Below are 26,726 nucleotides of genomic sequence, written 5' to 3' on the forward strand. Positions count from 1 at the left end.
CGCACGCGGGTACGATCATGTCATGACGGACTCCGATGGCGCGTCCGGCGCCGCCGACGAGGGCGTGCGACGCGTGGTGGAGGTCCGACTCCCCACCGCCTACGGGGAGTTCCGGGCGGTCGGCTATCTCGACCGGCGCACCGGCACCGAGCAAGTGGCTCTGGTCCAGGGGGATCCGGCGGGGGAGCGGGTGCTGACCCGGCTGCATTCGGAGTGCCTGACGGGCGAAGCCTTCGGCTCCACGCACTGCGAGTGCGGTGAGCAACTGGCCGCGTCGCTCCGGGCGATCGCGGAGGAGGGGCGCGGCGTCCTGGTCTACCTCCAGGGGCACGAGGGCCGCGGCATCGGGCTGCTGGCCAAGCTGCGGGCGATGCGGCTCCAGCAGGACGACGGTCTGGACACGGTCGACGCGAACCTCGCGCTCGGGCTGCCGGTCGACGCCCGCGACTACGCCTGCGCGGCCGGGATGCTCCGCGACCTCGGCGTCCGCTCGGTACGACTGCTGTCGAACAATCCGCGCAAGGGCGAGGCGCTGGAGCGGTACGGGGTCCCGGTCGCCGCACGGCTGCCGCTGCTGGTGCCGCCCGGCGCGGAGAACCTCCGCTACCTCCGTGCCAAGCGGGAGCGGCTGGACCACGACCTCCCGCATCTGGACGGCATCCCCGGCCCGCCCTGACCATAAGCGCCAGATTTGTCCGGCTCGCGCCAAATTTTCCCGTCCCACATCTACACATAAAGGCGACATAAGAGCAAAATAAAGGTGCGCGGCTGTTGCCACGCGACACGGCCCGACTTGTGAGCGAAGGAGGCGAGTCGTATGGCCGACGTCTCACACCCCAGGGGAGATCTCGCTGGTCACCCCGACGTTTCCGAGATGAGAGCACGGTTCGAGCGGACGGTCGGCGGGCGTGATGTGGTGCTCGTCGACGGGCCGGTCTTCCTGGTCGGTCTGTACTGTGCGGTATCCCCGTGGATCGTGCACTTCGCCGCCTCGCAGCCGGCGCTGAGGACCCACAACCTCATCGTCGGGATCGCGATCGCCCTGCTGGCGGTCGGGTTCACCGTCACTCCGGAGCGCATGTACGGCCTGAGCGGTGCGATGTGTGCGATCGGTGCCTGGCTGATCATTGCGCCCTGGGTCGTCGGGCGCGGCCCCGACGCGGGGGTCATCTGGAACAACGTCGTCATCGGCGCCCTGACGTTCCTGCTGGGCGCGCTGTGTGTCGCCGTGGCGTCGAAGAGCCGCCGTGTCACGTGAGACGCGCGCCCGCGGGGGCGCGTGAGAACCACCGACCCGCCTGCCCTTCGGTTACAGAGCGACGGCAGGCGGGCCGGGCACGTCCGGCGACGTACGGGCCTGTACGGCTACCGGCGGTGGTCGGACTCCGGGCCGCCCGGCCGGTTCGGCGTGACGAGCTGTCCGGCCACACCGGCCAGCACCAGCCCACCGGCCAGCACCAGCCCGTGCGCCAGCGCCACCCCGGTGACCAGCACCGCGATCGCGGTGGCCAGTATCAGCCACACCGCCCAACGCCGGAACGGCGCCGCGGTGGCCGCCCAGGGGGCGGCATCGGACGGGAACTCCTCCGCGAACTCGCGGAGTCGGGGGTCGTCGTCGGGGGCCACACGCGTTCTTGTGCCCTTGCGTGGCTGCGGCCTAACCCCACGTTGTCGGCTTTCCCGCCGTGCGGGGTTCGCTTTTTTGCGCCTGCGGCGCGGATCCGCTGCGCGGGGCTGTTCGGCCGCGGTGCCGGGCCTCCGGGGCAGGGGGTGTGTCCGGACTGCTGTCGCTTTACGTCCGGACACACCCCCTGCCCCTCCGGCCCGTCCCCTCCCGTGGGTGGTCATGGAAACGGTGAGTGGGGGTCGGCCCGAGTGGTGCTGTGCGGGTCGCTCATCAGGTTGACAGTTGACAGTTGCCGGTCACCCATCAATCCGGAGCCCGCAGGGGCCCACCGGGCGGGCAGCCCAATGCACCTGGTCTCCACCCAACCCACGGGAGGGGACGGGTCGGAGGGGCAGGGGTGTGCCGGACGTAAAGCGAAGCAGTCCGGCACACCCCTGCCCCGGAGGCCCGTCACCGCACCCGACAGCCCCGCGCAGCGGACAACAATCCGCCGTCAGGCGACACGGCGCCGCACCCGGCAACGTGGGAAGCCGGCCAAGCGCAGCGGAAGGGCCCCGCGCAGCGGAACAAGAATGCGCCGCAGGCGCAAAAGCAAGCGGCGAACCCCTACGGCGGGAAAGCCGGCTACGTGGGAAGCAAAGGCAAGCGCAGGCGATACTGACCCGCGTGGCGAGCAACATTCCCGAGGAGTCGACGAGCTTCGTCGGCCGGAGAGCCGAACTACGGCGACTGAGCAGCGAGTTGACCCGCAACCGGCTGACGACCCTGACCGGACCCGGTGGCGTGGGCAAGACCCGGATCGCGGTGCGGGCCGCCCGGGCCGCCGCCGGGCGGTTCCCCGACGGCGTCCGCTGGGCCCCGTTGTGGCCCTTACACGGCGACCAGCTCCTGGTCGCCACCGTCTGCGACGCCGTGCGGCTGGCGGACCACTCGGCACGGACGCCGGTGGACGCGCTGTGCGCATGGCTCGCCGACAAGGACCTGCTGCTGGTCCTGGACTCCTGCGAGCATCTCGTCGCGGCCTGCCGCGACCTGGTCGGCGACCTGCTGACCGCCGCCCCGGGCCTCACTGTCCTGGTCACCAGCCGCCAGCCGCTGGGGGTCGCCGGGGAGCGGATCACCGAGGTCGGCCCGCTGCCCTGCACCGGCGACAACGACGCGCTGGCGCTCTTCACCGAGCGGGCCGGTGCCGCGGCCCCCGACCTCAGGCTCACCGACCCGGCCAACGCCCGGGCCGCCGACCTGATCTGCCGGCGCCTCGAAGGCATCCCGCTGGCCCTGGAGCTGGCCGGCGCCCAGCTGGCGGACCGCCCGCTGGCCCAGGTCGCCGAGCGGCTCAGCTCCCGCCTCGACGCCCTGGACGGCACCGGCCTGCCCTGGACCCCGCGTCACCGCACCCTGCGCAACGCCATCGGCTGGAGCCATGAGCTGTGCGCACCGCTGGAGCGGCTGCTGTGGGCCCGGCTCTCGGTGTTCCGCGGCACGTTCGACGCCGAGTCCGCGGCCGCGGTCTGCGCCGGCGGGCCGCTCTCCGCCGACGGGGTGCGCACCGCGCTGGCCGGCCTGGCCGCCAAGTCCGTGCTCAGCCGGGAGGGGAACCGCTTCCGGATGCTGGACACGCTGCGCGAGTACGGCCGGATGTGGCTGGCCGAACTCGACGAGGCGGCCGCCGTCGCCGACCGGCACGCCGAGCACTTCGTCGGCCTCGGCCGCCGCGCCGAACACGGCTGGCTCGGCCCCGACCAGGTCACCTGGTACGGCCGGATCGCCGAGTCGTACGTCGACCTGTGCACCGCGCTGGACCACCTGCTGGGCAGTGCCCCGGACCGCGCCCAGGAGCTGTCCGCGGCCATCGGCTTCTACTGGAGCTGCTGCGGCCATCTGCACGAGGCCCGTGACTACCTGGAGCGCGCCCTGGCCGCCGAGGACTCTCCCGGTCCGGCCCGGACCCGGGCCCGGTGGGCGCTGGGTCTCGCGGTGCTCCTCCAGGGCGACCTGCAGACCGCCGAGTCCCTGGGCCGGCAGTGCGCCCGCACGGCCCGGGAGGGCGGCGACCAGGACGCGCTGGTCGCCGCCGGCTACCTCATCGGCCTCACTCACCTGATGGCCGGCCGCCCGCTGACCGCCCTCACCGTCGCCGGGCAGGTGCTCGGCCCGCCCCCGTACGACCCGTTCGGCTCCGCGAGCCGGCTCCGCTGCTACCTCGTACGGCTCTTCGCGCTCACCGCCCTGGGCCGGCTCGACGAGGCGCGGCACGAGGCGACCGCGCTGCGGCACGGCTGCGTCGAGCGCGGCGAGTACTGGTCCCGCTCCTACACCGACTACCAGCTCGGCCTGATCTCCCTCTTGCAGGACCGGCCCGAGGAGGCCGCGGACCACGCCCGTGCCATGCTCGCCGCCAAGCGGATGATCGGCGACAACTTCGGGATCGCGCTCGGGCTGGACCTGCTGGCCGCCGCGGTCGCCGCCCAGGGCGACGGCGCGGCCGCTGCCCAGGTCTGCGGCGGCGGCCAGGCCGTCTGGCGCACCGTCGGCCACCCGCAGCGCGGCACCCCCGAACTCCGCGCGGTGCGCGAGGAGTGCGAGCAGCGGGCCCGCGCGGTGCTCGGCGACGCGGCGTACACCGCGGCGTTCGACCGGGCCGCCGAGCAGGACCCGGAGGTGCTGCTCGACCGCATTCTCGGCGGGGAGCTGTGACGGCCGGCCCGGCCCCGGCTCAGCCGTCCTCGCGGGCCAGCGCGTACAGCAGCTCGTAGGCGGTGGTGATCAGCCGGCAGGTCCGGCCGCGGCGGGTGGCCAGCGCGACCAGCCCGGTCCCGGACGCCGGGTGGTAGCCGGCGAACGCCTGCTGGCCGAAGGTCGCCCCGACGTGGAAGAGCAGCGGCCCGCGCGCCGCCGGGTGCTGGTACCACGTCAGGGTGTGGGTGTTGCGGTGCCGCCAGCCGCGCCGCAGCAGCGGGACGCGCACCATGCGCAGCGCCTCGGTCAGTGGGCGGTCCTCCGGGAAGAGGTGCGCCTCCAGGTAGGTGAGCAGGTCGCCGGGGGTGGCGCGGACCGCCCCGGAGGGGGCGAAGGCGCCCATGTCGGCGCTGCGGACCGGGGTGATGCCGTTGGTGCGGTGGCCGACGGCGTCGGTGCCGGTGGTGCCGGGCGCCAGGGTGGTGCCGGTCAGGCCGAGCGGTTTCAGTACCCGGGCGGTGAGGAGGTCGGTGTAGTCCGTGCCGGTGGTGTGGCTGATCGCCGCGCCGAGCAGCGCCGGCCCGAGGTTGGAGTAGTGCCAGCGGGTGCCGGGCCGGTGGCGGGGCCGGGTCCGGGCGAAGGCGGCCAGCAGCCGCTCGGTGTCGTAGCCGGCGTAGCCGTTCTCGTACGGGCGGACCAGCGCGGAGAACAGCAGGTCGGTGGGGACGCGGGGCAGCCCGGAGGTGTGGGTGGCCAGGTGGCGCAGGGTGATCCGGCCCGAGCGGGGGTGGCGCAGCGGCAGCCGCGGCAGCCGGGCGGTGAGCGGGTCGTCCAGGGACAGCGTCCCGTCGGCGACGAGGTCCGCCAGCAGCAGCATGGTGAACGTCTTGGACAGCGAGCCGAGTTCGTAGCGCAGGGCGGGGCGCGGGGTGGGCGGTGGCAGCGCGGTGCCGCCGTCGGCCACCGTGCGGTGACCCCGGCGGGTGACGGCCAGCACGACATCCGGCGCGTCGATCCGGTGCAGCGCCTCCGCCAGCCGGCCCGCGAGCGCCGGCCCGCCGGGTGCGGGTGCGGTCCGCATCAGCCGGCGTCGGCGCTCAGCGCGCGGGAGGTGGCCATCGCCGAGGCGAACGCGGCGACCAGCGTGGGGTGGTGGACCAGGTCGAAGACCACGTCGGGATCGCCCTCGGGCATCGCGCGCTGGATGGGCATCGCGCCGGACGCGTCCTGGGCGGCGGCGTACCGCTCCCACAGCCGGGCGTCCAGGGCGGGGCGCGGCAGGCAGGCGTCCACGACCAGGAGTTCGCCGATCAGGTCCCAGTGTTCGAGGTCGGCCCAGTCGTCCAGCCAGGCCGGCAGGTAGCGGGTGAGGTAGTCGGCGATGTCCGGCGGCATCCGGTCCGGGGCCTCGCCCCAGTTGGTGATATGGAAGACGGTGTGGGTGATGTCGTACGCGATGTGCAGCTGGACCGTCCAGGGCTCGGGCATCCGGCCGAGCCAGGTGCGGGCCAGGGCCTGGTCGAAGTCGGCGCTGGGCGTCAGCCCGAGCTTGCGTTCGGTGTTGAGCAGGCCGAGCCGGCGGTTGGGCACCATCTCCAGGGCGGTCCAGGTGGTGGTCCGCCGGGCGACGGCCAGCGCCGCCTCCAGGCCGGGGTGGCGGTGGCCCAGTTCGTGGAACGGCGCGTAGATCTCCAGGGGTACGGGCGAGTGCGGCTCGTCGTGCTGGTGCGCGGCCAGGACGTTGCCGCCGTCGAGCAGTTCCCGCCAGGTGAAGTCCAGCAGGGCGCCGGCCCGGGTGCGCTGCCGGGAGCCGGCCACGCCCTCCCGGAACAGCACCCGCATGTTGACCGCCAACTCACCGATGGGCTTGAGCCGTTCGATCGTCGCGCGGCCGGTGGTGCGGTCCTTGGGGGTCAGCCGGAAGTGCTCGCGGTGCGCGTCGAGCCAGCTCAGGGCCCGGTCGCCGACCTGGTGCAGCACCGCCGGGGAGGCCGGCGGGGCCTGGGACGCAGCCGTCACGGTCACAGCGCAGCCTCGCTTTCGAAGGGGGCCCGTCCGGCCACCGCCACCGCGTCCCCGGCCGCCGCCGGGCCGGCCTCGGCCTCGGCCTCGTCCGAGGCGACACGGGCGAGGGTGGCGGCGAACGCGGACACCAGGGTGGAGTGGTAGCAGGCCAGGAAGTCCTCGGTGGGGTCGGTGGGCCGGGGCACGGTACCGGTCTCGGGCAGGCCGCCGTCGGCGTCCTGCGCGGCGGCCAGCCGGCGCCAGGCCGCCGCGTGGTAGGGCGCCGCGGGGAGGACGGCCGCGACGGCGAGCAACTCGCCGACCAGGTCCCACAGTTGCTCGTCCAGCCAGTTCTCCAGCCAGGAGGGGAGCCAGAGCCGCAGATAGCCGGCGGTCTCGGGGGGCAGTCGCCGGCGGTCGCGGCCCCAGTCGGTGAGGTGGAAGACGTCGTGCGTCACGCCGTACGCCGCCTTGCCGTCCAGCACCCAGGGCTCCGTCAGCATCCCCAGCCCGGTCTGGGCGAACTCGCGGTCGAAGTCGCCGTGTTGGGCCAGTCCGATGCGGCGTTCGGCGTTGAGCACCGCCAGGGTGCGGGTGTGGTCCTCGCGGGCCACCCGCCAGCCGCGCAGTCCGGTGGTGGTCAGCGCCAGCTCCTCGACGGCCGGATGCCGCAGCCCGGCCTGGGCGAAGGCCCCGTAGATCTCCACCGGGTAGGTGGCGTACGGCTCGCCGCGGATCAGTTCGGCGAAGAGCTCACCCTCGCGGGCCTCCTGCCAGGCGAAGTCCAACAGCTCCGCCGCCACGGCCCGCAGTGCGGCGCGCGGGTGAGCGGTGGCGATCAGCTGGGTCAACTCGGCCAGTTCGCCCAGGGGTTTGAGGGTGAGGTCGGGGTCGGCGTCGGTGGTGGCGTCCGGCGGCAGGCGGAAGAACTCCCGCCGCTCCGCCAGCCAGCCCAGGCTGCCGCCGGCCACCCGGTCCAGCAGCTCCGGGTCGCCCCGGCCGGCGGTCACCGGCCCCGCCCGAAGAACCGCTGGGCGGCCACCACGTGCAGCGTCACCCGCGGGTCGTCGCCGCCCATCTGCCGTACGAACGCCAGCCCGGCGTCCAGTCCCAGGGTGGGCGGCACGTCGGGGAGCCGGGCCAACCAGCGGCCCACCCCGGCGGCCTGGAGCCAGTCCCTCCGGCGTACCGCCCGGACGAACCCGCGGGCCAAGTCGTCGGTCCGCGCCGCCAGTTGCTCCGCCACGTCGGATGCCAGGCCGGGCAGGGCCAGCGCCGCGAGCTGGGAGATCCGGTGCGCGAGCCGCGGCCAGGGGTCGGTGTCGATCCACTCCGCGCCGGCCTCGGGGGGCCGCGGCCAGGGCTGGGTCCCGGAGGGGAGAAAGGCGTGGGTGGCCTCGACCAGTCCGCGGTAGCTCCATGCCGATACTTCGGAAGCGTCCGCGCCCGGCGGAAAGCTCGCCAACGTCTGCCGCACCACCGCCTCGTCGTCCGCGCCCACCGGCACCGCCCGGTGCTCCAGGGCGTACGGTGCGAGCGCGTCGGCGCCCAGGACCCGGACCGCTGCCGGGGCGAGCGGGTCGCCCTGGCGCAGGATCCGGGAGAGCGCATAGGGGTCGCCCCCGCCCTGGAGGGCGAGGGCGACCCCGGTTGCGGCATCGGCGATCACAGCGCTGAGCGGGACGGCTCCCTGCGTCTGTTCAGCCAACACGATTCCCCTCAGCGATCGCCGGACTTGGGGCGAGGGGTGGGGGGTGCGAGCAGTGCCAGGCCGAGGATGAGCAGCCCGCCGCCGCACTCGCGGCTGTCGCGGTAGATGCCGTCGGGCTCGGCGGGGCTGAGGAGCCCCTCGACCTCGGAGGCCAGGGCAGCTGTCTCGACCGGCGCTGTGCGATCCGTAACCATGTGATTCAACTCCTTCGATGAGCGGGGACACCAGGCTGACATTCGGCATAAACGGTCGCAATCCGGATGATGACCGTGTGTGACTGGGTTGCCGGTTGCCGCGGCGTGCCGCTATGGGGCCGGATGATCAAGGTCCGCGTAATGCCCTTGCCCGCCAAGGGAGTTGGCGGTTCCGAAGGTGCGAAAATCGGCCCTTCGTTGCCGCCTCGCGCCGCCCGTGCGGGCCCGGACGCGCCCGTTCCGCACTGCTCTGATCGGTGGGTTTTCGGCGGCGGATCATCAACTCCGCACCCAGCGCCGCAGCTCGGCTCCGCCCCGGCGGGACGGCCCGCCCGGCAAGATCGATTTCGCCGGGACTTCCTGTACCGCGCCGCGCCGCGCCCGTAGAGTGCCGACGTGCCCTCGTACAGCATTGGCCAGGCAGCGCGGCTGCTGGGAGTGAGTTCCGAGACCGTCCGCCGCTGGGCCGACGGCGGGCAGTTGCGGATGGACCGGGACGGAGCGGGCAACCGCGTGATCGACGGCGCGAGCCTGGCCGCGTTCGCCAAGGAACGGGCCCTGGGGCAGCACCCGGTGCCCGGCGAGATCCGCACCTCGGTCCGGAACGCCTTCGCCGGGATCGTCACGGCGGTCACCCTCGACGACGTGATCGCCCAGGTCGAGATCCAGTCGGGACCGCACCGGGTGGTGTCGGTGGTCAGCCGGGAGGCCGTCGAGGAGCTGGGGATCGAGGTCGGCGTCGAGGCCACCGCCCGGGTCAAGTCCACCCATGTGCACGTGGACCGGCCGGACGCGCGCGGCTGACCCCGCCCCGCCTCGCGGCCGTCAGCGGCACAGCAGCGCCGCGTGCAGATCCAGTTTGTGGTCGAGCCGGGACAGGTCGCGGCCGGTGAGCGTCTCGACCCGCTGGATGCGGTAGTGCACGGTGTTGACGTGCAGATGCAGGATCTCCGCCGTCCGCGCCCAGGACCCGTGCTGGGCGAGGAACACCTCCAGCGTCTCCATCAGCATCCGGTGCGAGGCAGTGCCGCCGCGCGCCAGCGGCCCGAGCACCCGGCTGCTGAACGCCTCCCGCACCGCGGCGGGCACCCCGGAGAGCAGTGCGCCCAGCGTGGTCAGCTCGTCGACGGAGGTCACCCCGGCGCCCGCCGGGTCGGCCGACCGGGCCGCGGCCAGCGCGTAACGGGCCTGGCGCAGCGCCGAGTCGAGGTCCCCTGCGGTGGCCGCGGGGCCGCTCACCCCGGCGTGCAGTGGCGCCTGCGGACGGCACGCGTGCAGCGCCGGCCATATCGCGTCGAGGGGCGGCGGGGCCTGCCTGCCTGCGCCGGTGGCGATCACCGCGGCGGGCCGGCCGCCGGGCAGCAGTCCGGCCGCGAACGGCTCGTCGGGGGAGTGCCGCAGCGCCTCGGCCAGCGCCCGCACCGCCTGGCCGGGCTCCGCGCCGTCCAGCGCGGCGACCACCACGCGGAACGGGCCGTCCGCGGGCAGCCCGCAGGCGTGCAGTGCCGCGTCGAGTGCCGACCGCTCGGTGGCGTCCGCGGCGACCAGTGCCAGCAGTGCGTCCGCCGCCCGCCGCGCGGCCGACTCCCGCGCACCGTCGTGGTGCCGGTACTGGGCCAGGACCTCGGCGATCTCGTGCAGTACCCGCGGTGGTGCGTCGTCCGCGCCGCGCAGATGCAGCAACCACGCGTCGTACGGCCCCTGTTCGCCCTCGATCCGCAGGGTGGTGCCGACGCCCGCGGCCATGTCCAGGCGTGCCTGACGGCTCGTCAGTTTTGGTGCGGCGGGGGTGCGGGCGACCACCCGGCCGGTGGCGGTCAGCAGATAGCACGCCGGGCCGCCCAGGTGCGCGAACGCCCGGTCCAGCAGGGCGTCCGGCGCGGCGCCCCCGGCGAGCAGGCCGGCGAGTTCGGTGCGGACGTTCTCCGGCAGCGCGTAGTGGCCGGCGGGCCGGCGGCTGAGGTCGCCCCAGCGGCGCAGGTACACCGCCTCGGTGATGGCCCGGAAGGTGGTGTGCGCGGGCACCGCGAGCAGCGCGACCCGGTGCGTGCGGCAAGACTCGACCAGGACCTCCGGCACCGTCCCGTGGGTCTCCTCCCCGGCCAGCAGCGCCGCCGCCCCCGCGTCCGCCAGTGCCGCCACGAAGCGGTCCACCTTCTCCCGGCCGTCCCCGGGCGCCCACCACACCAGTCCGCTCAGCACCAGCTCTCCCGGCTGGAGGAAGCGGGCCGGGTCCTCCAGGTCGGTGGCGGTGACACCGCTGACCTCCTGGGCGAGCAGCGGATCGTCGCCCCACAGGACGGTCAGGTCGAGCGCGGCGAGCTGGAGAAGATCGTGGACGTGCATGTGGTGGCTCCTTGGACGGCTGCCGGGCGCCTTCCCCGACATCTCACATTCACCAGGCGAATGCGGGTCCAGGCATCGTAAATGCCAGCCGTTCACAGCGATATCCCTCTTGGTTGATCATCCAGTTCCGGGCTTCGGCGGTGGTGTGTTTTCCGTGCTGCGGACCAGTCGTGCACCGGGCCGCCGCGTTGCTTCACTCGACGGCATGGACCTGAACACCGTGCTGGAGGTGCGCGACGCCCGGCAGCACGCCCCCTGGCGCACCGGCGACGCCTGGCTGGGCGGCGGCACCTACCTCTTCTCCGAACCGCAGCCGCACCTCCGCCGCCTGGTGGACCTGAGCCGGATGGGCTGGGAGCCGGTCACCCGGCTCCCGGACGGCTCCCTGGAGATCGCCGCCACCTGCACCATCGCCCAGCTCTCCCGCTTCGCCGCCGCCTTCCCCGTCCCGGCCGCGCCCCTCTTCGAGCAGTGCTGCCGCGCCTTTCTGGCCTCGTTCAAGATCTGGAACATGGCGACCGTCGGCGGCAACCTCTGCAACGGGCTGCCGGCCGGCCCGATGATCTCGCTCGCCGCCGCCCTGGACGGCAGCTGCCTGCTCCAGGCCCAGGACGGCTCCCGGCGCCGGGTCAAGGTCACCGACTTCGTCACCGGCGCCGGCCGCAAGGACCTCGGCGAGGGCGAACTCCTCCGCTCGGTCACCCTGCCCGCCCGCGCGCTGACCTGCCGCACCGCCTTCCGCCAGGTCTCCCTCTACGGGCTCGGCCGCTCCGGCGCCCTGGTCATCGGCGCCCTCGACCCCCTGGACGGCTCGCTCGCCGTCACCGTCACCGCCGCCACCGTCCGCCCCTTCCGCCTCTGGTTCCCCACCCCGCCCGGCGCCGCCGCGCTGCGCGGCACCCTCGACGACGCCGTCACCGGCGCCGAGTGGTGCGACGACCTCCACGGCCTGCCCGCCTGGCGGCGCCACATGGCGCTGCGCCTCGCCGAGGAGGTCCGCGCCGAACTCACCGCCCGCCCGCCGTCCCCCAAGGAGGCCGTCCGATGAGCTACGCCCTCCACGTCAACGGCCGGGACCACGACGCCGAACCGCGCCCCGGCCAGTGTCTGCGCACCTACCTGCGGGACCGCGGCTGGTTCGGGGTGAAGAAGGGCTGCGACGCAGGCGACTGCGGCGCCTGCACCGTCCATGTCGACGGCGAGCCGGTCCACAGCTGCCTCTACCCGGCCGTCCGCGCCGCCGGCCGCCGGGTCACCACCGTCGAGGGACTGGCCGGACCGGACGGCGAACTCCACCCCGTCCAGCGGAAGTTCCTCGACGCCCAGGGTTTCCAGTGCGGCTTCTGCACCGCCGGCTTCCTGATGACCACCGCCACCCTGGGCGACGGCCAACTCGCCGACCTTCCAAGGGCGTTGAAGGGCAACCTGTGCCGCTGCACCGGCTACCGGGCCATCGAGGACGCGATCCGCGGTGTCACCCACGTCGAGGAGCCGCGGCCCGGGGAGTCCGTCGGCCGCAACCTCGGCGCCCCCGCCGGCCCGCAGGTGGTCACCGGCACCGCCCGCTACACCTTCGACATCGAGGTCGAGGGGCTGCTGCACATGAAGCTGCTGCGCTCCCCGCACCCGCACGCCCGGATCGTCGCGATCGACACCGCCGACGCGCTGCGCGTCCCCGGCGTCCGCCTCGTCCTCACCCACCACGACGCCCCCGAGCGGCTGTTCTCCTCCGCCCGCCACGAGCACCCCACCGAGGACCCCGACGACACCCGGGTCCTGGACGACGTGGTCCGCTTCGTCGGCCAGCGGGTGGCCGCCGTGGTCGCCGACACCGAGGGCGCCGCCGAGGAGGGCTGCCGCCGGATCGCGGTGGAGTACGAGGTGCTGCCGCACGTCCTCGACCCGGAGGAGGCGATGCGGCCCGGCGCGCCCGTCATCCACGCCAAGGACCCCGGCGCCGCCCGGATCTCCCGCCCGGACGACAACGTCGTCGGCGAGGTGCACGGCGAGACCGGCAGCGTCGCCCAGGGCTTCGCCGAGGCCGACCTGGTCTACGAGGAGACCTTCCGCACCCAGCGGGTGCAGCACGCCAGCCTCGAAACCCACGGCGCCGTCGCCTACTTCGAGGAGGCGGAGGACGGCGCCGGCGAGCGCATCGTGGTCCGCTCCAGCACCCAGGTCCCCTTCCTGACCCGGCGCGCCCTGTGCGCGCTCTACGACCTGCCGGAGGACGAGGTCAGGGTGGTCGCGGGCCGGGTCGGCGGCGGGTTCGGCGGCAAGCAGGAGATGCTGACGGAGGACATCGTGGTGCTGGCCGCGAGGCGGCTGCACCGGCCGGTGAAGCTGGAGTTCACCCGCGCCGAGCAGTTCTTCGGCGCCACCACCCGGCACCCGTTCACCATCGGTGTCAAGGCCGGTGCCAAACGGGACGGGACCCTGACGGCCCTTCAGCTGAGGGTGGTCGCCAACACCGGCGCGTACGGGAACCACGGCCCGGCGGTGATGTTCCACAGCGTCGGCGAGTCGATGGCCGTCTACCGCGCGCCCCACAAGAAGGTCGACGCCTTCTCCGTCTACACCAACTGCGTTCCCGCCGGGGCGTTCCGCGGCTACGGACTGGGCCAGGTCACCTTCGCCGTGGAGTCGGCCATGGACGAACTGGCCCGACGGCTGGGCATCGATCCGCTGGTCTTCCGGGAGCGCAACCTCATCGGCCCCGGGGAGCAGATGATCAGCCCCGGCGGCGAGGAGGAGGACCTGGAGATCGCCAGCTACGGCCTGGACCAGTGCCTGAGGGTCGTCCGCGACGCGCTCGCCGAGGACCGCGACGGCCCGGACGTCCCCGAGGGCTGGCTGGTCGGCCAGGGCGCCGCCCTGTCGATGATCGCCACCGGGCCGCCCGGCGGCCACTACGCCGACGCCACCGTGACCCTGCTGGACGACGGCGCCTACGACATCGCCGTCGGCACCGCCGAGTTCGGCAACGGCACCACCACCGTCCACCGGCAGATCACCGCCGGCGCGCTCGGCACCACCGTCGACCGGATCGCCGTCCGGCAGTCCGACACCGACGTCGTCCGGCACGACACCGGCGCCTTCGGCTCGGCCGGCACCGTCGTGGCCGGCAAGGCCGTGATGCGGGCGGCCAACGGCCTGGCGGAGAAGGTCCTTTCGTTCGCCGCCGAATACGCCCGCACCCCGCGGAGCCAGTGCCGGCTGCTGGCCGACGCGGTGGCGTGCGCGGACCGGACGGTTCCGCTCAAGGAGCTGCACGCGGCCGCCCGCGAGCGCGGGGTGGAGCTGGCGGCCGCCGGGCACTGGGGCGGCTCGCCGCGCTCGGTGGCCTTCAACGCCCAGTGGTTCAAGGTCGCCGTCGATCCCGGCACCGGCGAGATCAGGATCCTGCGCAGCGTCCACGCGGCCGACGCCGGCAGGGTCATGAACCCGATGCAGTGCCGCGGCCAGGTCGAGGGCGGGGTCGCCCAGGCCCTCGGCGCCACCCTCTTCGAGCAGGTCCTGGTCGACGAGCGCGGCGCGGTCCTCACCCCCGCCTTCCGCCGCTACCGGCTGCCCGCCTACGCCGACGTGCCGCGCACCGAGGTCCACTTCACGGAGACCTCGGACGCCATCGGGCCGCTGGGCGCGAAGTCGATGAGCGAGAGCCCGTTCAACCCGGTCGCCCCCGCCTTCGGCAACGCGCTGCGGGACGCCACCGGGGTCCGCTTCACCGAGGTGCCGTTCCTGCGGGACAAGGTGTGGCTGGCCCTGGCGGAACACCGGGCGGCGGGCGGCGAGGAGGGCCGGCCGGCCCGGGCGCACCCCTCCCGGGAGGGCTCGGTCTGAGGCCGGCACGACCGGTCGGGAGCACCCGCGGGGGCGGCAGGCCCGGGACCGCACCGGGACCGTCCTCGGACCTGCGGCCCTCTTGCCCCTGTTCGCCTCATTTACGCAAGGGAAACATCCCTAGCTGGCTTGCATATGTGATTGAGTCATGCGCCGCTGGGGCATCACTGGGACGCAGCCTCCGCATGGATCGTCTCCAGGGGGACACCGATGAGCCGACTCAGTCCGCCGCCCCGCCCCGCCGCCCGCGGCTCGTCCGAGGACGCCCCGGCCGCCGCCCGGCGCTTCCGGATCAGCGGGCAGCTGCGCCGCCCGCTCGCGCTGACCGTCGCCGACCTGCGGGTGCGCTGGCCCCAGCGGCACGCCCCGGTCGTCTTCGAGTGCGCCACCAACGGGCCGCAGCACCACACCTTCGACGGCCCGCTGCTGCGGGACGTCCTGGACGCCGCGGGCCCCGCCTTCGACGCCCGGCGGCGCAAGGACCGCTCCCGCTTCCTGCTGACCGTCACCGGCGGGGACGGCCACCACACCGTGCTGTCCTGGGCGGAGATCGACGCCGACTTCGGCAACGCCCCGATCCTGCTGGCCACGGCCATGGACGGGCGGCCGCTGGACGCCATGGGCAGTCAGCTCGTGGTGCCGTCCGACCGCTGCGGCGCGCGGTACATCAGAGCCATCACGGGGATTTGGGTGGGTATGTGCCCGGCGCCGGGGGAGCGGTAGCCGCGGTTGTCCCTTCCTCCAAGTGGCCTTGCATTTGCTATGGAGGAACGCCAAAAGTGTTGTAAATGCGAGGCAGCAGCTCATATCTTGTCGCACATGCAGTCCTACACAATCGGCCAGGCGGCACGTCTGCTGGGCGTCAGCCCGGACACCGCCCGCCGCTGGGCGGACGCCGGACGGGTCGCGACCCATCGCGACGAGAGCGGCCGTCGCCTCATCGACGGCCGGGACCTCGCCGCCTTCTCCATCGAGGTGGGCCAGGCCACCGGCGGTGAGGAGGACGACACCTACACCTCCGTCCGCAACGCCTTCCCGGGCATCGTCACCGCCGTCACCCTCGGCGACGTCGCCGCCCAGGTCGAGATCCAGGCCGGCCCGCACCGCCTGGTGTCCCTCCTCACCCGCGAAGCGGTCGAGGAACTCGGACTGGAGGTCGGCATGCAGGCCGTCGCACGGGTGAAATCCACCAGCGTGCACATCGACCGCACCTGAGCCCTCGCGACATCCCCGGCGGTCCGCCCCCACGTCCTCCGGACCGGCCGCCCACCCAGCGGCGTCGCCGTCCACGGCGCGGCTTTGTCCCCTCCGCCCGGGCGACCGCATCGCCCCGCGTCCCAAGGAGTCCGCACCATGTCCCCGTTCCTCACCGGGCGCCGCGCCGCCGCCGCGATCGTCACCGCCGCCCTCCTCGTCCCGCTCGCCGCCTGCTCCGGCGGCAGCGACGACAGTGCCAAGAAGGACGGCGGCGCATCCGGCGGCACCACCAAGCTCACCGTGCTCGCCGCCGCCTCGCTCACCGACGTCTTCCAGAAGGCCGGCGCCGCCTACGAGAAGGAGCACCCGGGCACCAAGGTCACCTTCTCCTTCGCCGGCTCCCAGGAGCTCGCCGCCCAGGTCAAACAGGGCGCCCCCGCCGACGCCCTGGTCACCGCCGACACCAAGACCATGGACGGGCTCAGGGCCGACACCGGCACCCCCACGGTCATCGCCAAGAACCGCCTGGTCATCGCCACCGGCAAGGGCAATCCCAAGAAGGTCGGCGCCCTGAAGGACCTCGCGGACAGCAAGCTGAAGGTGGTGCTGGCCGCGCCCGAGGTGCCGGTCGGCCGCTACAGCAAGAAGGTCCTCGACGCCCAGCGGCTCACGGTCAAGCCGGTCTCGCAGGAGCCCAACGTCCGCGCCGTCCTGAGCAAGGTGGAAATGGGTGAGGCCGACGCCGGCATCGTCTACAAGACGGACGCCGCCACCGCGCCCGAGAAGGTCCACGCCATCGACATCCCGGACGCCCAGAACGCCGTCGCCTCCTACCCGGCGGCGACCCTGAAGTCCTCCCGGCACTCCGCCGCGGCCGCCGCGTTCGTGAAGTGGCTGAGCACCCCCGAGGCGCAGAAGCTCCTCCAGCAGGCGGGCTTCCAGAAGCCGTGACCCGATGAGCCGCCCCAGTCCCTCCGCCGCGGCGCCGGCCCCCCGGCGCCGCGTACCCGGCGCCCGCACCCCGGCCGCCCTGGCCGTCCCCGCGCTGCTCGCCGTAGCGTTCCTGCTGATGCCGCTGCTCGGCATCCTCGCCCGCACCAGCTGGGGCGACCTCGGCACCCATCTGACCGGCCCCGGCGTGCTCCAGGCGCTCCGGCTGTCGCTGCTGGTGTCGTGCTGGGCGCTGGTCCTGTCGGTGCTGCTCGGCGTCCCGCTGGCGTGGCTGCTGGCCCGGGTCGACTTCCCCGGCAAGGCGCTGGTCCGCTCGCTGGTGCTGCTGCCGATGGTGCTCCCGCCGACCGTCGGCGGTGTCGCCCTGCTGCTCGGCTTCGGCCGCCGCGGACTCCTCGGCCCCTGGCTGGAGGACACGTTCGGCATCACGCTGCCGTTCCACACCTCCGGCGCGGTGGTGGCGGCGACCTTCGTCGCCATGCCCTTCCTCGTCATCAGCCTGGAGGGCACCCTCGCCGGCCTCCGCCCCGGCTACGAGGAGACCGCCGCCTCGCTCGGTGCCTCGCCGGTACGGGTCTTCCGCACCGTCACCCTGCCCCTGGTCGCCCCCGGCCTGGCCGCCGGCGCCGCGCTGACCTGGGCGCGCGCGCTCGGTGAGTTCGGCGCCACGATCACCTTCGCCGGCAACCTCCCCGGCACCACCCAGACCCTGCCGCTCCAGGTCTATCTGCTGCTCCAGGACGCCCCGGAAGCCGCCACCTCCGTCTCCCTGCTGCTGCTCGTCATCGCCATGGCCGTACTGGTGTGCCTGCGCGGACGGTGGACGGGCGGACCCGCGGACCGCACCGGCCGCGCCGCCCGCGGGGGACTCGCCACCGACCCGGCGGCCGACGGCGACGGGCCCGGCACGGCCACCGGTGCCGCGCTCCCGGACGCCGGGCACCCCGAGATCCCCGTGCCCGGCCCGTCCACCGGGGCGCGCTGGCCGCTGGACGCCGAGGTCACCGGCTTCACCGAACTCACCCTCCGGGCCGAGCCGGGCACCACCATCGCCGTCGTCGGCCCCAACGGCGCCGGCAAGACCACCCTGCTGCGCGCCCTGCTCGGGCTCACCCCGCGGGCCCGCGCCGTGCTGCGCCTGGGGGAGCGCGACGCCACCGCGCTGCCCCCGCACCGCCGGGGCGTCGCCTGGGTCCCGCAGGACGGGGCGCTCTTCCCGCACCTGACGGCGCTGGCCAACACCGCCTACGGGCTGCGCGCCCAGGGCGTCCGGCGCGCCGAGGCCCGGCGCACCGCCCAGCAGTGGCTCGACCGGCTCGGCGTCGGCGCGCTCGCCCACCGCCGGCCCGCCCAGCTCTCCGGCGGCCAGGCCCAACGCGTCGCGCTGGCCCGGGCGTTGGCAGCCCGGCCGCGGCTGCTGCTGCTCGACGAACCGCTGGCCGCGCTCGACCAGACCACCCGCGCACACGTCCGGCACACCCTGCGCAGCCATCTCGCCGGCTTCGGCGGGGTCTGCCTGATCGTCACCCACGACCCGGTCGAGGCGGTGTCGCTCGCCGACCGGGTCCTCGTCCTCGACGGCGGCCGCGCGCTGCAGGACGCCGCGCCCGCGGACGTCACCCGCCATCCGCGTTCGCCCTGGGTGGCCCGGATGCTCGGCCGCAACGCCTGGCCGGGCACCGCGGCCGGCGACGGGCTGGCGCTCACCGGGGGCGGGCACCTCGTCGCCGCCGAACCGCTCCCCGACGGCACCCGGGCGCTGGCGGTGATCGCCCCCGAAGCGGTCTCGGTGCACACCGAGAAGCCCGCGGGCAGTCCGCGCAACGTGTGGGCCGGCACCGTACGGGAGATCACCGCCGCGGGCAGCCGGCTGCGGGTCCTCGTCACCTCGCCCGAGGCGCCCGACCTCGTCGCCGAGATCACCCCGGCGGCGGCCCTGGACCTCGGACTCGCCGACGGCGCGGCCGTCTGGACCAGCGTCAAGGCCACGGAGGTCACACTGGTGACGATCTGACGGGGCGCCAGGCCCGGTGCCGGGCCCGGCGCCCCGTGTCACGAGACCAGCTCGACCGCCCGGCTCCGGCTGCGGCGGTGCTGCTCGGCCCAGTTCGCCAGGGCCGCCTCGCAGGCATGGTCCATATGCCGCAGCCCGCTCAGATCGAGCTCCACGTCCCGGTCCGCGGGCAGCGCCTCCAACTGGTCGAGGAGCTTGGGCAGCCGCAGGAACGTGGCGTTGCCGACCGCACGGACCCGCACCGGACCCGGAACGGCGGGCACCTGGATCTCCAGATGGGCCTGGGAGGTCTCCCACGCGGTCTTGGCGACGGCCAGCAGCAGACCGATCAGCACGCCCTCGAACATGTTCACCGTCACGATGGCCAGCGCGGTCACACACAGCACCACCGCCTCACCGCGATGCGCCCGCCACAGCGGCCGCAGCTCCCGCAGCGGGATCAACTTCCAGCCGGCGTGCACCAGTACACCGGCCAGCGCCGCGACCGGCACCAGGCCCAGCGCCGCCGGGAACGCCGCCGCGAACAGCAGCAGCCACACCCCGTGCAGCACCCGGGACGCCTTGGTCCGCGCCCCCGCCTGGACGTTGGCGGCGCTGCGCACGATCACCGCCGTCATCGGCAGCGCGCCCAGCACCCCGCACAGCGTGTTGCCGGCGCCCTGCGCCATCAGCTCCCGGTCGTAGTCGGTACGCGGCCCGTCGTGCAGCCGGTCCACCGCCGCCGCGCTGAACAGTGACTCGGCCGACGCGATCAGCGCGAACGCCAACACCGTGCCCAGCGCGGCGAGTTCGGTCAGCTGGCCGATGTCGGCCAGCCCGGGCGGCTGGATCGCGTCCAGCAGCCCGCTGACCCGGACCCGGGCCACCGGCAGGTCCAGCACCCCGACCGCGGCGGTGGCCAGCGCGACCGCCGCCAACGGCGCCGGCAGCACCCGCGCCGCGCGCCGCCACCGGGGCCACAGCACCAGCACGGCGACGGTGCCGGCACCGACGGCGAGCGCCGTCAGGGCGGCGCCGGACCGCGCGGTGTCCATCACCAGCCGCGGCAGCGCCCCGATGTTGGCCAGTCCGCCGCCCGGCGCCTTGGCGTCCGCCAGCGCGTAGAGCTGCCCCGCGATCAGGACCAGCCCGATACCGGCCAGCATGCCCTGCACCACCGCGACCGATATGGCCCGGAACCAGCGGCCCAACTTGAGTGCACCCATGGCCAGTTGGAGCAGTCCGGCGGCCAGGACCAGGGCGCCCAGCGCCCCCGGTCCGTACTCCTTGACCGCTTCGAAGACCAGCACCGTCAGACCTGCGGCCGGGCCGCTGACCTGGAGACTGCTGCCGGGCAGCAGCCCGGTGACCAGTCCGCCGACGATGCCGGTGATCAGGCCCAGTTCGGCCGGTACGCCGGAGGCCACCGCCACTCCCACGCACAGCGGGACGGCGACCAGGAAGACGACGAAGGAGGCGGTGAAGTCCGCCCGGAGGAAAGGAAAACGCTTCATCACGTACAGCTCGCCTTCACAGGGGGAGGAACGCGTCGGCGGCCGGCCGGTATACGGACACCGACCCGGTGTGCACCTCGTAGAACCAGCCGTGCAGCCGCACCTCGCCGGCGTCCAGCCGCTCCCGCACACACGGATGGCCGCCCAGGCGGTCCAGCTGCCGGCACACATGGCGCTGCACGGCCGCGGTGACGGCCGGCCCGTCGTCGCCCGGGAGTTCGTCGGAGAGCTGGCGGGTGAGCCAGTCGTGGACGGCGGGCGCGCCGGTCAGGTCCTCGCCGCGGGCCCGGGCGCCGACCGCGCCGCAGTGCGAGTGCCCGCAGACGATGATGTCGGCGACCCGGAGGACCCGCATCGCGTACTCGATGGTGGCGGCCTCCGCGCCGGCCGCCATGCCTTCCTGGTAGACGGGCACGGCGTTGCCGGCCGTGCGGAGTTCGAAGAGTTCACCGGGGCGGGCGCCCGTGATCAGGGACGGCACGACCCGGGAGTCGGAGCAGGTGATGAACAGGGCGAGGGGGGACTGACCGGCCGCCAGCCGGCCGAAGGACTCCTGGTCCTCGGGCTGCGCGGCTATACGGGCGGTCAGGCTCCGGGCGTGCTGGATGAAGGTCTCCACGAGGAGGTCTCCTGCTGAAGAGTGATGCCACCGTGGGGATGGCGAGGACGTGCGGCACGGGGCGGCGGGGCGCGGCGCTGGGGCCGTCGCCCGCCACGGGCCCGCTCAGCAGCGGAAGACGCAGTGAAGTACGGGGAGTCGGTCCGGTCTGGGAGGCGCCGGCGCACCGCGGGTGGCCGGAATCCGCCCCCGCGTTCCGTCGTCGGCGGCGCCGCCAGGGGACGGCGGCAGGGGGCGCCGGGTGGCCGGGAACCCTTGCGCGGCCGGCGCCGTCCGCCGGGGGCGGCCGCGCTCGGTCTCGCGCTTGGAGTGCTTCTCCTCCTCCTCGGAGTTGGCGTTCGCGGCGGCCGGGGAACCGGCGGAGCCGGTCGCGGCGGCGGCCGGGCGGGCGGAGCAGGCGGAGTACGCCGGGGCCGCCGCGCCGAGCAGCAACGTCAGGACGACGGCGAGCGCGAGGAGCGGCAGACGGCACAGGGCCGGTATCCGGGGGCGCCGCCCCGGTATCCCGGTGTCCTTCCGCATCGTCGTCCTCCGCTTCGTCCCGTGTCGTCCGGGAAACGCTCTCCCATGGTGCGGCAGCCAGGTTTCCATGAGGAAAACGGGAAATGACGCCATGTTGCGTGCTTTCTCAGGATTCCCGAGGGGCGCCGGCACCCCGTGCGGCGAGCACCGCCACCGGCACCACCACCGCCGCGAGCGCCCCGCAGACCAGTGCCAGCACCGGGAATCCGCCCGCGGCCACCACCGCCCCGGAGGCCATCCCGCCGGTCGCTCCGGCCAGCGCGATGCCGACGTCCGCCAGCCCCTGGGACGCGGCCCGGCGGGCCGGCGGCAGCGCCGCGGTGACCAGGGTGGTGCCGCTGACCAGCCCGAAGTTCCAGCCGAGGCCGAGCAGCAGCAGCGCGGCCGCGAGCGCGGCCACCGAGTGCGGCGGGGCGAGGGCGGCGAGCAGCCCGGCGGCCGACAGCGTCACCCCGGACGCCACGGCGACCCGGTGCGGCCCGGCCCGGTCGACCCACCGCCCGGTGAGCGGCGACGGCAGGAACATCGCGCCGACGTGCAGCGCGATCACCAGCCCGGTCGCCTGCGTGGCATGGCCGTGCGCCCGCAGATGCACCGGGGTCATGGTCATCAACGCGATCATCGCCAGCTGGGTCAGGACCATCACCGCCGCACCGGCGGCCAGGCCGCGGCGTCGGACGGCCGCCGTGCCGGGGCCCGCCGCGGCGCCGGCCGCCCGCTCGTCCGGCGGCCCGCCCGCGCTCCGGTCCGCCGGCGGCGGTTCGGGCCGCAGCCGGCAGACCAGGACGGCGGCCGCCGCCCCGAACGCGGCCGCGGCCAGCAGGAACGGTCCGGCGAGCCGGGGCACGCCCCAGGCCGTCGCCAGATCCCCGGTCACCGTCACCAGGTTGGGGCCGGCCACCGCGCCGAGCGTGGTGGCGCACAGCACCGTGCTCACCGCGCGCCCACGGCGGTCCGGCGGGACGAGATCGGCACCCGCGTAACGCGCCATCAGGCTGGTCGCCGTCCCCGCCCCGTACACCAGCAGGGACGGGAAGAGCAGCAGAACGCTGTCCAGGGCGGCGGCGGCCACCACGCCCAGGCTGCCGAGCACCCCGGCGCCGTACCCCAGCACGAGCCCGGAACGGCGGCTCCGGCGTTGCGAGAAGCGGCCGATGCCCGCGGCGCCCAGCGCCGAACCGGCGGTGAACAGCGCGCTGGGCACTCCGGCCGGCCCGGTCGACCCGAGCATGTCCTCGGCGAGCAGCGCGCCGACCGTGATCCCGGCCGCCAGACCCGCCCCGCTGAGCACCTGAGAGAACACCAGCACGGCCAGCGGCCGCCGCGGCGCGGCACCCTTCATGCGGCCAACGGCTCCAACGCCGCGATCTCCGTGAGGGAGAGCCCCATCCGCCGGTGCAGGAAGCGGACGACGGTCCAGTGCGGCAGCGCCCCCTCGTCGAACGGCCCGAACTCCCGGCAGTACAGCGGGATCCAGCGCAGTGCCTCCTCCAGCACCTGCTCGCGGCCCGGCTCCCGCTGGTACGCCTCGTAGCCGATGCTGCGGTGCTCGATGAAGTACCGGCCCGGAAGCCGTTCCTCGCACAGCGCGCGGTACTCGCGGGTCTGGAGGATGAGGTAGTGCCAGATCTCGTCGATGTCCTGCTCCACGGGCAGGAACAGCCCGCCGAGCCGGTCGGGATACCGGGAGACGAGGTACAGGTAGCGCAGGCACTCGGTGACCTGGCGCGCCACGAACTCCGCCGGCGCATCGGTGCGTTCCTCGACATGGGCGACGACTTCGGCGTGCAGCGGCGCGCCGAGGAGGTCCCGGAGGTCCTCGGCGGTCACCACCCGCCCCGTGGCCGCGGGCCCGGGCGCCGTCCGGTGGGTCATGCCTCTCCTCTCGCGAGCCAGGAGTACTTCCCGGACCTGCCGATGGGGATGTGCGGTCGGTGGTCGAGCCGGCAGCGCCGGCCGGTGAGTTCGGCGACGCTCCGCTCCAGCGCGGTGGTCTCCGCCGGACCCAGGGGCGCGCCGTGGAAGGTCGTGTACGCCAGCCGGGCATCGGTGCCGCCCACCAGCCGCAGCTGGTGAACGAAGACGTGCGGGGTGGCCTCGCCGACGCACCGGTCGAGGTCGCCCTGGGCGACCGGGCCGTGCCGGGTGTCCAGCAACTCCTTCTCGCGGCCGCAGAACTGGGCGATCCGCTCCGGGGCGGGGGTGCCGTCCGTGGTGCGTACGCAGTCGCCCGAGCGGTAGCGGACCAGTGGCATGTAAGGGTTGCGCACACTGGTGACGACGAGGTGGTACAGCGTGCTGTCCGGGGCGACCGGGTGGAGTTCGACGCTCATCTTGTCCAGGTGGGGCCGGTAGTTGCCGCGGCGGTCGCTGGAGTAGAGGTAGCCGAGTTCGGTGCTGCCGAAGAGGTCGATGACCGGGCAGGCGAAGTGCTGGTGCAGGAAGCGGCGCACGTTCACTGGCGTGTACTCGTAGGCGTGGACGATGCCGGCGGGCGGCGGGAAGTCGTCCCACAGGCCCCAGTCGCCGACCTTCCGGACCAGATGCGCCAGGTGGTAGCCGGAGCAGTCGAGGAGGTACCAGCCCTCCGGGTGGGCCTCCTGGGCGAGGCGTATCTCGTCCAGCATGCGTACGACGTCGTCGCGGCTCCACAGTGCCGGGTCGAGCCGCAGGTTCACATAGCAGGTGCGGTCGTCGAGCCGGCGCTCGTCGAGGGTGGGTACGGGGTCGGGCGGGGCGCCGCGCCGGGCGGCGTTGACCCGCGCGACGTGCTCCGTCGCCAGGACGGTGGTCAGCGAGACGCGGCGGCATCCGGCCGCCCAGGTGGCGGCGAGGTCGGGGTGCTCGCTCCACAGCCGGTAGTAGGAGTGCAGCAGGAAGTACGGGGGCCGGATGAGCTGCATCCGGGCGTAGTTGGTGCCGGTGGAGAGCACGAACTCGGCCTCGCCGGACTCCAGCGCGGCGGCCAGCCGGGGAGTCATCCAGTTGTCGGGGAAGCCGCGGGCGATCTCCGGCTTCTCCAGCACCGGGAAGTGGCCCTTCGCCAGGGCGGCGCGGTAGAGCGGGATGTCGCGGATCTGCTCGATGACCTCGGCGGTCGGCTGGCCTTCCATGGGATACCTCGGGTCGGGGCGCGGACGGGAACCGCGCGGGCGTCGGGTGCGGGCGCCCGCCGGCGGACCGGCGGCGGGGGAGTGGCCGCCGCCGGCCCGCCGGGGCCGGCCGGGCGTCAGGAGATACAGCCGCTCTTGGGCGCGGCGCTGATGCAGCCGGACTTGGGAGCGGCGCTGATGCAGCCGTTCTTCGCCGTCCGCGGGTCCGGGCCGGCGGAGTTGACGGCCACCCAGCTCTGCCAGACGTCGTCCTGGGCCATCTTCTTGATGAGCTGCTCCATGGGGACCTCCAAGGTGTGGGAAGGGGGGACGGCACCCGGTGTCGCGGTGCTCTGACCTGCGCCGGTGCCGACCCATCGAAAGTAAAAGGCGCGCCAAGCGAATGTCAATGAAAGGCAATATGGAGACGCCGGGGGCCCGGCTCGGAGCGCCAACTTTGGCGAGATTCCGCCGAATCGACCGGGCGCGGAACTTCCTGACGTGCCGTCAGAAGTGCCCCGGGTCCGCCGCCCGGCGGGCGCGACCCGGACGCTATCGGGTGACCTCCCTGGCGGGTCCGCCGCCCGGCCACCGCGCACGCGTAACGATCACGACCGTCCACCGCCTCCAGCCACCCCAGGGAGCCCGCTGTGCGCATCCTGCTCCTCGCCGGCGCCTTCAACAGCCTGACGCAGCGCGCCTACGCCGAACTCGCCGACCGCGGCCACCGCCTCGGCGTCGAACTGGTCGCCCGCGGGACGCCGCCGGCCGCCCTGGTGTCGCGGCACGACCCGGACCTGATCGTCGCGCCGATGCTCACCACGGCCATCCCCCGCGAGATCTGGTCGGTCCGGCCCTGTCTGATCGTCCACCCCGGCCCGCTCGGCGACCGCGGCCCGTCCTCGGTGGACTGGGCCGTCCACCTGGGCGCGGAACGCTGGGGCGTCACCGTCCTCCAGGCCAACGACGAGATGGACGCCGGCGACGTCTGGGCGACGGCCGAGTGCCCCGTCCCGGCCGTCGGCAAGAGCGACCTGTACCGCAACGAGATCGCCGACGCGGCCATCGAGGCGCTGCTGACCGCCGTCGACCGCTTCGCCTCCGGCACCCACCGTCCGGAACCGCAGCACACCGTGCCCGCCGCCCGGCTCCTCGGCCGCCCCCGGCCACCGCTCCGCCAGGACGACCGCCGCATCGACTGGACGACGGACTCCACCGAGACCGTCCTGCGCACCCTGAGGGCCGCCGACTCCCGCCCCGGTGTACGGGACGAACTCCTCGGCGGGACCTGGTTCCTGCACGGCGGACACCCCGAGGACACCCTCACCGGACGCCCCGGCGCACTGCTCGCCACCCGCCATGGCGCGCTCTGCCGGGCCACCGTCGACGGCGCCGTCTGGATCCCCGAACTCCGTCCGGCCCGCGCCCCTGGCGGGCCCGCCACGGTCAAACTGCCCGCCACCCTCGCCCTCGGCGACCGGCTCCCGCCGCTGCCCGAGATCCCCGCTCCCCTGGAGGCCGGCGACGGCGCCCCGCGCACCTGGACCGACATCCGCTACGACGAGGACGGACCGGCCGGATTCCTCCGCTTCTCGTTCCCCGGCGGGGCGATGAGCACCGACCACTGCCGCCGGCTGCTGGCCGCCTACCGCTACGCCCGCACCCGGCCCACCTCCGTCCTGGTGCTGGGCGGACAGCGGGACTTCTTCTCCAACGGCATCCACCTCAACGTCATCGAAGCCGCCGCCGACCCCGCCGCGGAGTCCTGGGCCAACATCAACGCCCTCGACGACCTCGTGCACGCCGTGCTGACCACCACCGACCGGCTGGTGGTCGCCGCCCTCGGCGGCAACGCGGCGGCCGGCGGCGCGATGCTGGCGCTCGCCGCCGACGAGGTCTGGTGCCGGCACGCCACCGTCCTCAACCCCCACTACCGGCTGATGGGGCTCTACGGCTCGGAATACTGGACGTACTCCCTGCCCCGCCGGGTCGGCCCGCAGACCGCCGCGCGGCTGATGGACCGCGCCCTGCCCCTCACCGCGGCACACGGGCAGCGGCTCGGACTGGTCGACCGGATCATCGACTGCACCGCACAGGACTTCGGCGACCACACCCGGCGCCTGGCCCGCCGGCTCGCCGCGTCCCCCGGCGTCCCGTCCCGGATCGCCGCCAAGAAGGACCGCCGGGAGAACGACGAGGCACGGCGCCCGCTCGCCGCCTACCGCGCGGACGAACTGGCCCGAATGCAGCGCACGTTCGCCGACCCGGACGCCCCCTATCACGCCCTGCGCCGTGCCTTCGTCCGCAAGGAGCACCGGTCCGGCACCCCGGAGCACCTCAACGCCGGCGCCCCGGCGGCCGGCGGCGCACCCCGCGGGCACGGCTGAACGAGCCGGTGGCCGCGGGTGCGCCCCCGTACGTCCCGGCCTACACC

General features: G+C 74.3%; 25 protein-coding genes. 11 read left to right on the forward strand and 14 right to left on the reverse strand.

From position 1 onward, the window contains the following. Positions 1 to 22: 22 nt before the first annotated feature. Together ribA and ACRAS8_RS30805 are read left to right on the forward strand one after the other, a co-directional pair. The gene (gene ribA / locus ACRAS8_RS30800; protein ID WP_438489252.1) at positions 23 to 676 is read left to right on the forward strand and encodes a GTP cyclohydrolase II; all 654 of its coding nucleotides are present in this window, start codon (positions 23 to 25) and stop codon (positions 674 to 676) included. Positions 677 to 817: 141 nt separating this feature from the next. Beyond that, the gene (locus tag ACRAS8_RS30805; RefSeq protein ID WP_438489253.1) at positions 818 to 1,258 is read left to right on the forward strand and encodes an SPW repeat protein; all 441 of its coding nucleotides are present in this window, start codon (positions 818 to 820) and stop codon (positions 1,256 to 1,258) included. 107 nt (positions 1,259 to 1,365) lie between these two features. On the opposite strand, the gene ACRAS8_RS30810 is transcribed toward ACRAS8_RS30805, so the two are convergent. Further along, positions 1,366 to 1,626 carry a DUF3040 domain-containing protein gene (locus ACRAS8_RS30810; RefSeq protein WP_438489254.1) on the reverse strand — a complete coding sequence of 87 codons (261 nt, stop codon included), beginning with the start codon at positions 1,624 to 1,626 and terminating at the stop codon, positions 1,366 to 1,368. A 667-nt stretch (positions 1,627 to 2,293) separates the two neighbouring features. Here ACRAS8_RS30810 and ACRAS8_RS30815 point away from each other — a divergent pair. Beyond that, entirely contained in the window at positions 2,294 to 4,324 is a 2,031-nt protein-coding gene (locus ACRAS8_RS30815; RefSeq protein WP_438489255.1) for an ATP-binding protein, read from the forward strand. Positions 4,325 to 4,343: 19 nt separating this feature from the next. Here the strand turns inward: ACRAS8_RS30815 and ACRAS8_RS30820 are convergent, their stop codons facing one another. Genes ACRAS8_RS30820 through ACRAS8_RS30840 form a run of 5 tightly spaced genes read right to left on the reverse strand, consistent with a single transcriptional unit; the run spans position 4,344 to position 8,215 of the window. Then, complete coding sequence (locus ACRAS8_RS30820) at positions 4,344 to 5,387, reverse strand: serine hydrolase domain-containing protein (RefSeq protein ID WP_438489256.1); 1,044 nt, start codon at positions 5,385 to 5,387, stop codon at positions 4,344 to 4,346. After that, entirely contained in the window at positions 5,387 to 6,331 is a 945-nt protein-coding gene (locus ACRAS8_RS30825; protein WP_438489257.1) for a DUF6895 family protein, read from the reverse strand. The genes ACRAS8_RS30820 and ACRAS8_RS30825 overlap by 1 nt, the downstream gene beginning before the upstream one ends. Further along, on the reverse strand, positions 6,328 to 7,320 hold the full coding sequence (locus ACRAS8_RS30830; RefSeq protein ID WP_438489258.1) for a DUF6895 family protein: 993 nt from the start codon (positions 7,318 to 7,320) through the stop codon (positions 6,328 to 6,330). The genes ACRAS8_RS30825 and ACRAS8_RS30830 overlap by 4 nt, the downstream gene beginning before the upstream one ends. Continuing rightward, entirely contained in the window at positions 7,317 to 8,018 is a 702-nt protein-coding gene (locus ACRAS8_RS30835; RefSeq protein ID WP_438489259.1) for a hypothetical protein, read from the reverse strand. Before ACRAS8_RS30835 ends, ACRAS8_RS30830 begins: the two co-directional genes overlap by 4 nt. Before the next feature lie 11 nt (positions 8,019 to 8,029). Then, entirely contained in the window at positions 8,030 to 8,215 is a 186-nt protein-coding gene (locus tag ACRAS8_RS30840) for a hypothetical protein (protein ID WP_438489260.1), read from the reverse strand. A gap of 396 nt (positions 8,216 to 8,611) precedes the next feature. Between ACRAS8_RS30840 and ACRAS8_RS30845 the strand changes: the two genes are divergently transcribed. Continuing rightward, positions 8,612 to 9,019 (forward strand): TOBE domain-containing protein, encoded by a 408-nt coding sequence (locus tag ACRAS8_RS30845; RefSeq protein ID WP_438489261.1) that lies wholly within the window; start codon positions 8,612 to 8,614, stop codon positions 9,017 to 9,019. Positions 9,020 to 9,040: 21 nt separating this feature from the next. On the opposite strand, the gene ACRAS8_RS30850 is transcribed toward ACRAS8_RS30845, so the two are convergent. Continuing rightward, positions 9,041 to 10,561, reverse strand: a complete 1,521-nt coding sequence (locus ACRAS8_RS30850) for a PucR family transcriptional regulator ligand-binding domain-containing protein (protein WP_438489262.1) — start codon at positions 10,559 to 10,561, stop codon at positions 9,041 to 9,043. Between the two features lie 205 nt (positions 10,562 to 10,766). On the opposite strand from ACRAS8_RS30850, the gene ACRAS8_RS30855 reads away from it, so the two are divergent. The 6 genes from ACRAS8_RS30855 (at position 10,767) to ACRAS8_RS30880 (ending at position 18,566) form a co-directional block, all read left to right on the forward strand. After that, the gene (locus ACRAS8_RS30855) at positions 10,767 to 11,609 is read left to right on the forward strand and encodes an FAD binding domain-containing protein (protein ID WP_438489263.1); all 843 of its coding nucleotides are present in this window, start codon (positions 10,767 to 10,769) and stop codon (positions 11,607 to 11,609) included. Then, positions 11,606 to 14,404 carry a molybdopterin-dependent oxidoreductase gene (locus tag ACRAS8_RS30860; RefSeq protein ID WP_438489264.1) on the forward strand — a complete coding sequence of 933 codons (2,799 nt, stop codon included), beginning with the start codon at positions 11,606 to 11,608 and terminating at the stop codon, positions 14,402 to 14,404. Before ACRAS8_RS30855 ends, ACRAS8_RS30860 begins: the two co-directional genes overlap by 4 nt. Before the next feature lie 210 nt (positions 14,405 to 14,614). Then, complete coding sequence (locus ACRAS8_RS30865) at positions 14,615 to 15,127, forward strand: molybdopterin-dependent oxidoreductase (protein ID WP_438489265.1); 513 nt, start codon at positions 14,615 to 14,617, stop codon at positions 15,125 to 15,127. 96 nt (positions 15,128 to 15,223) lie between these two features. Continuing rightward, positions 15,224 to 15,619: a TOBE domain-containing protein gene (locus ACRAS8_RS30870; RefSeq protein ID WP_438489266.1), complete on the forward strand. Its 396-nt coding sequence runs from the start codon at positions 15,224 to 15,226 to the stop codon at positions 15,617 to 15,619. Between the two features lie 138 nt (positions 15,620 to 15,757). Next, entirely contained in the window at positions 15,758 to 16,552 is a 795-nt protein-coding gene (gene modA, locus ACRAS8_RS30875; protein WP_438489267.1) for a molybdate ABC transporter substrate-binding protein, read from the forward strand. A gap of 4 nt (positions 16,553 to 16,556) precedes the next feature. Then, positions 16,557 to 18,566: an ABC transporter permease gene (locus tag ACRAS8_RS30880; protein ID WP_438489268.1), complete on the forward strand. Its 2,010-nt coding sequence runs from the start codon at positions 16,557 to 16,559 to the stop codon at positions 18,564 to 18,566. A gap of 38 nt (positions 18,567 to 18,604) precedes the next feature. Here ACRAS8_RS30880 and ACRAS8_RS30885 read toward each other — a convergent pair whose 3' ends face one another. The 7 genes from ACRAS8_RS30885 to ACRAS8_RS30915 all read right to left on the reverse strand — a co-directional run bounded on the left by ACRAS8_RS30885 (position 18,605) and on the right by ACRAS8_RS30915 (position 24,594). Continuing rightward, the gene (locus ACRAS8_RS30885; RefSeq protein ID WP_438489269.1) at positions 18,605 to 20,059 is read right to left on the reverse strand and encodes a SulP family inorganic anion transporter; all 1,455 of its coding nucleotides are present in this window, start codon (positions 20,057 to 20,059) and stop codon (positions 18,605 to 18,607) included. A 16-nt stretch (positions 20,060 to 20,075) separates the two neighbouring features. Next, positions 20,076 to 20,678 (reverse strand): carbonic anhydrase, encoded by a 603-nt coding sequence (locus ACRAS8_RS30890; protein ID WP_438489270.1) that lies wholly within the window; start codon positions 20,676 to 20,678, stop codon positions 20,076 to 20,078. 105 nt (positions 20,679 to 20,783) lie between these two features. After that, on the reverse strand, positions 20,784 to 21,200 hold the full coding sequence (locus tag ACRAS8_RS30895; protein WP_438489271.1) for a hypothetical protein: 417 nt from the start codon (positions 21,198 to 21,200) through the stop codon (positions 20,784 to 20,786). A 106-nt stretch (positions 21,201 to 21,306) separates the two neighbouring features. Further along, on the reverse strand, positions 21,307 to 22,542 hold the full coding sequence (locus ACRAS8_RS30900; RefSeq protein ID WP_438489272.1) for an MFS transporter: 1,236 nt from the start codon (positions 22,540 to 22,542) through the stop codon (positions 21,307 to 21,309). Further along, positions 22,539 to 23,075 (reverse strand): hypothetical protein, encoded by a 537-nt coding sequence (locus tag ACRAS8_RS30905; RefSeq protein WP_438489273.1) that lies wholly within the window; start codon positions 23,073 to 23,075, stop codon positions 22,539 to 22,541. The genes ACRAS8_RS30900 and ACRAS8_RS30905 overlap by 4 nt, the downstream gene beginning before the upstream one ends. Continuing rightward, a complete protein-coding gene (locus tag ACRAS8_RS30910) occupies positions 23,072 to 24,313 on the reverse strand; it encodes a hypothetical protein (RefSeq protein ID WP_438489274.1) in 1,242 nt (413 codons plus the stop codon). Before ACRAS8_RS30910 ends, ACRAS8_RS30905 begins: the two co-directional genes overlap by 4 nt. A 116-nt stretch (positions 24,314 to 24,429) precedes the next feature. Beyond that, positions 24,430 to 24,594, reverse strand: coding sequence for a hypothetical protein (locus ACRAS8_RS30915; protein ID WP_438489275.1), 165 nt, complete (start codon positions 24,592 to 24,594; stop codon positions 24,430 to 24,432). Between the two features lie 348 nt (positions 24,595 to 24,942). Here ACRAS8_RS30915 and ACRAS8_RS30920 point away from each other — a divergent pair, with 348 nt between their 5' ends. Continuing rightward, a complete protein-coding gene (locus ACRAS8_RS30920; protein ID WP_438489276.1) occupies positions 24,943 to 26,679 on the forward strand; it encodes a hydrogenase maturation protein in 1,737 nt (578 codons plus the stop codon). The last annotated feature ends 47 nt before the right edge of the window (positions 26,680 to 26,726 follow it).

The organism is Streptomyces sp. S186 (assembly GCF_051603415.1).
Lineage (GTDB): Bacteria > Actinomycetota > Actinomycetes > Streptomycetales > Streptomycetaceae > Streptomyces.

Excerpts from the sequence above, each read along its gene's own strand:
- ribA (WP_438489252.1), top strand. The coding sequence starts at position 23 with ATGACGGACTCCGATGGCGCGTCCGGCGCCGCCGACGAGGGCGTGCGA.
- ACRAS8_RS30805 (WP_438489253.1), top strand. The coding sequence starts at position 818 with ATGGCCGACGTCTCACACCCCAGGGGAGATCTCGCTGGTCACCCCGAC.
- ACRAS8_RS30820 (WP_438489256.1), bottom strand. The coding sequence starts at position 5,387 with ATGCGGACCGCACCCGCACCCGGCGGGCCGGCGCTCGCGGGCCGGCTG.
- ACRAS8_RS30840 (WP_438489260.1), bottom strand. The coding sequence starts at position 8,215 with ATGGTTACGGATCGCACAGCGCCGGTCGAGACAGCTGCCCTGGCCTCC.
- ACRAS8_RS30850 (WP_438489262.1), bottom strand. The coding sequence starts at position 10,561 with ATGCACGTCCACGATCTTCTCCAGCTCGCCGCGCTCGACCTGACCGTC.
- ACRAS8_RS30855 (WP_438489263.1), top strand. The coding sequence starts at position 10,767 with ATGGACCTGAACACCGTGCTGGAGGTGCGCGACGCCCGGCAGCACGCC.
- ACRAS8_RS30860 (WP_438489264.1), top strand. The coding sequence starts at position 11,606 with ATGAGCTACGCCCTCCACGTCAACGGCCGGGACCACGACGCCGAACCG.
- ACRAS8_RS30865 (WP_438489265.1), top strand. The coding sequence starts at position 14,615 with ATGAGCCGACTCAGTCCGCCGCCCCGCCCCGCCGCCCGCGGCTCGTCC.
- ACRAS8_RS30870 (WP_438489266.1), top strand. The coding sequence starts at position 15,224 with ATGCAGTCCTACACAATCGGCCAGGCGGCACGTCTGCTGGGCGTCAGC.
- modA (WP_438489267.1), top strand. The coding sequence starts at position 15,758 with ATGTCCCCGTTCCTCACCGGGCGCCGCGCCGCCGCCGCGATCGTCACC.
- ACRAS8_RS30880 (WP_438489268.1), top strand. The coding sequence starts at position 16,557 with ATGAGCCGCCCCAGTCCCTCCGCCGCGGCGCCGGCCCCCCGGCGCCGC.
- ACRAS8_RS30885 (WP_438489269.1), bottom strand. The coding sequence starts at position 20,059 with ATGAAGCGTTTTCCTTTCCTCCGGGCGGACTTCACCGCCTCCTTCGTC.
- ACRAS8_RS30895 (WP_438489271.1), bottom strand. The coding sequence starts at position 21,200 with ATGCGGAAGGACACCGGGATACCGGGGCGGCGCCCCCGGATACCGGCC.
- ACRAS8_RS30900 (WP_438489272.1), bottom strand. The coding sequence starts at position 22,542 with ATGAAGGGTGCCGCGCCGCGGCGGCCGCTGGCCGTGCTGGTGTTCTCT.
- ACRAS8_RS30905 (WP_438489273.1), bottom strand. The coding sequence starts at position 23,075 with ATGACCCACCGGACGGCGCCCGGGCCCGCGGCCACGGGGCGGGTGGTG.
- ACRAS8_RS30910 (WP_438489274.1), bottom strand. The coding sequence starts at position 24,313 with ATGGAAGGCCAGCCGACCGCCGAGGTCATCGAGCAGATCCGCGACATC.
- ACRAS8_RS30915 (WP_438489275.1), bottom strand. The coding sequence starts at position 24,594 with ATGGAGCAGCTCATCAAGAAGATGGCCCAGGACGACGTCTGGCAGAGC.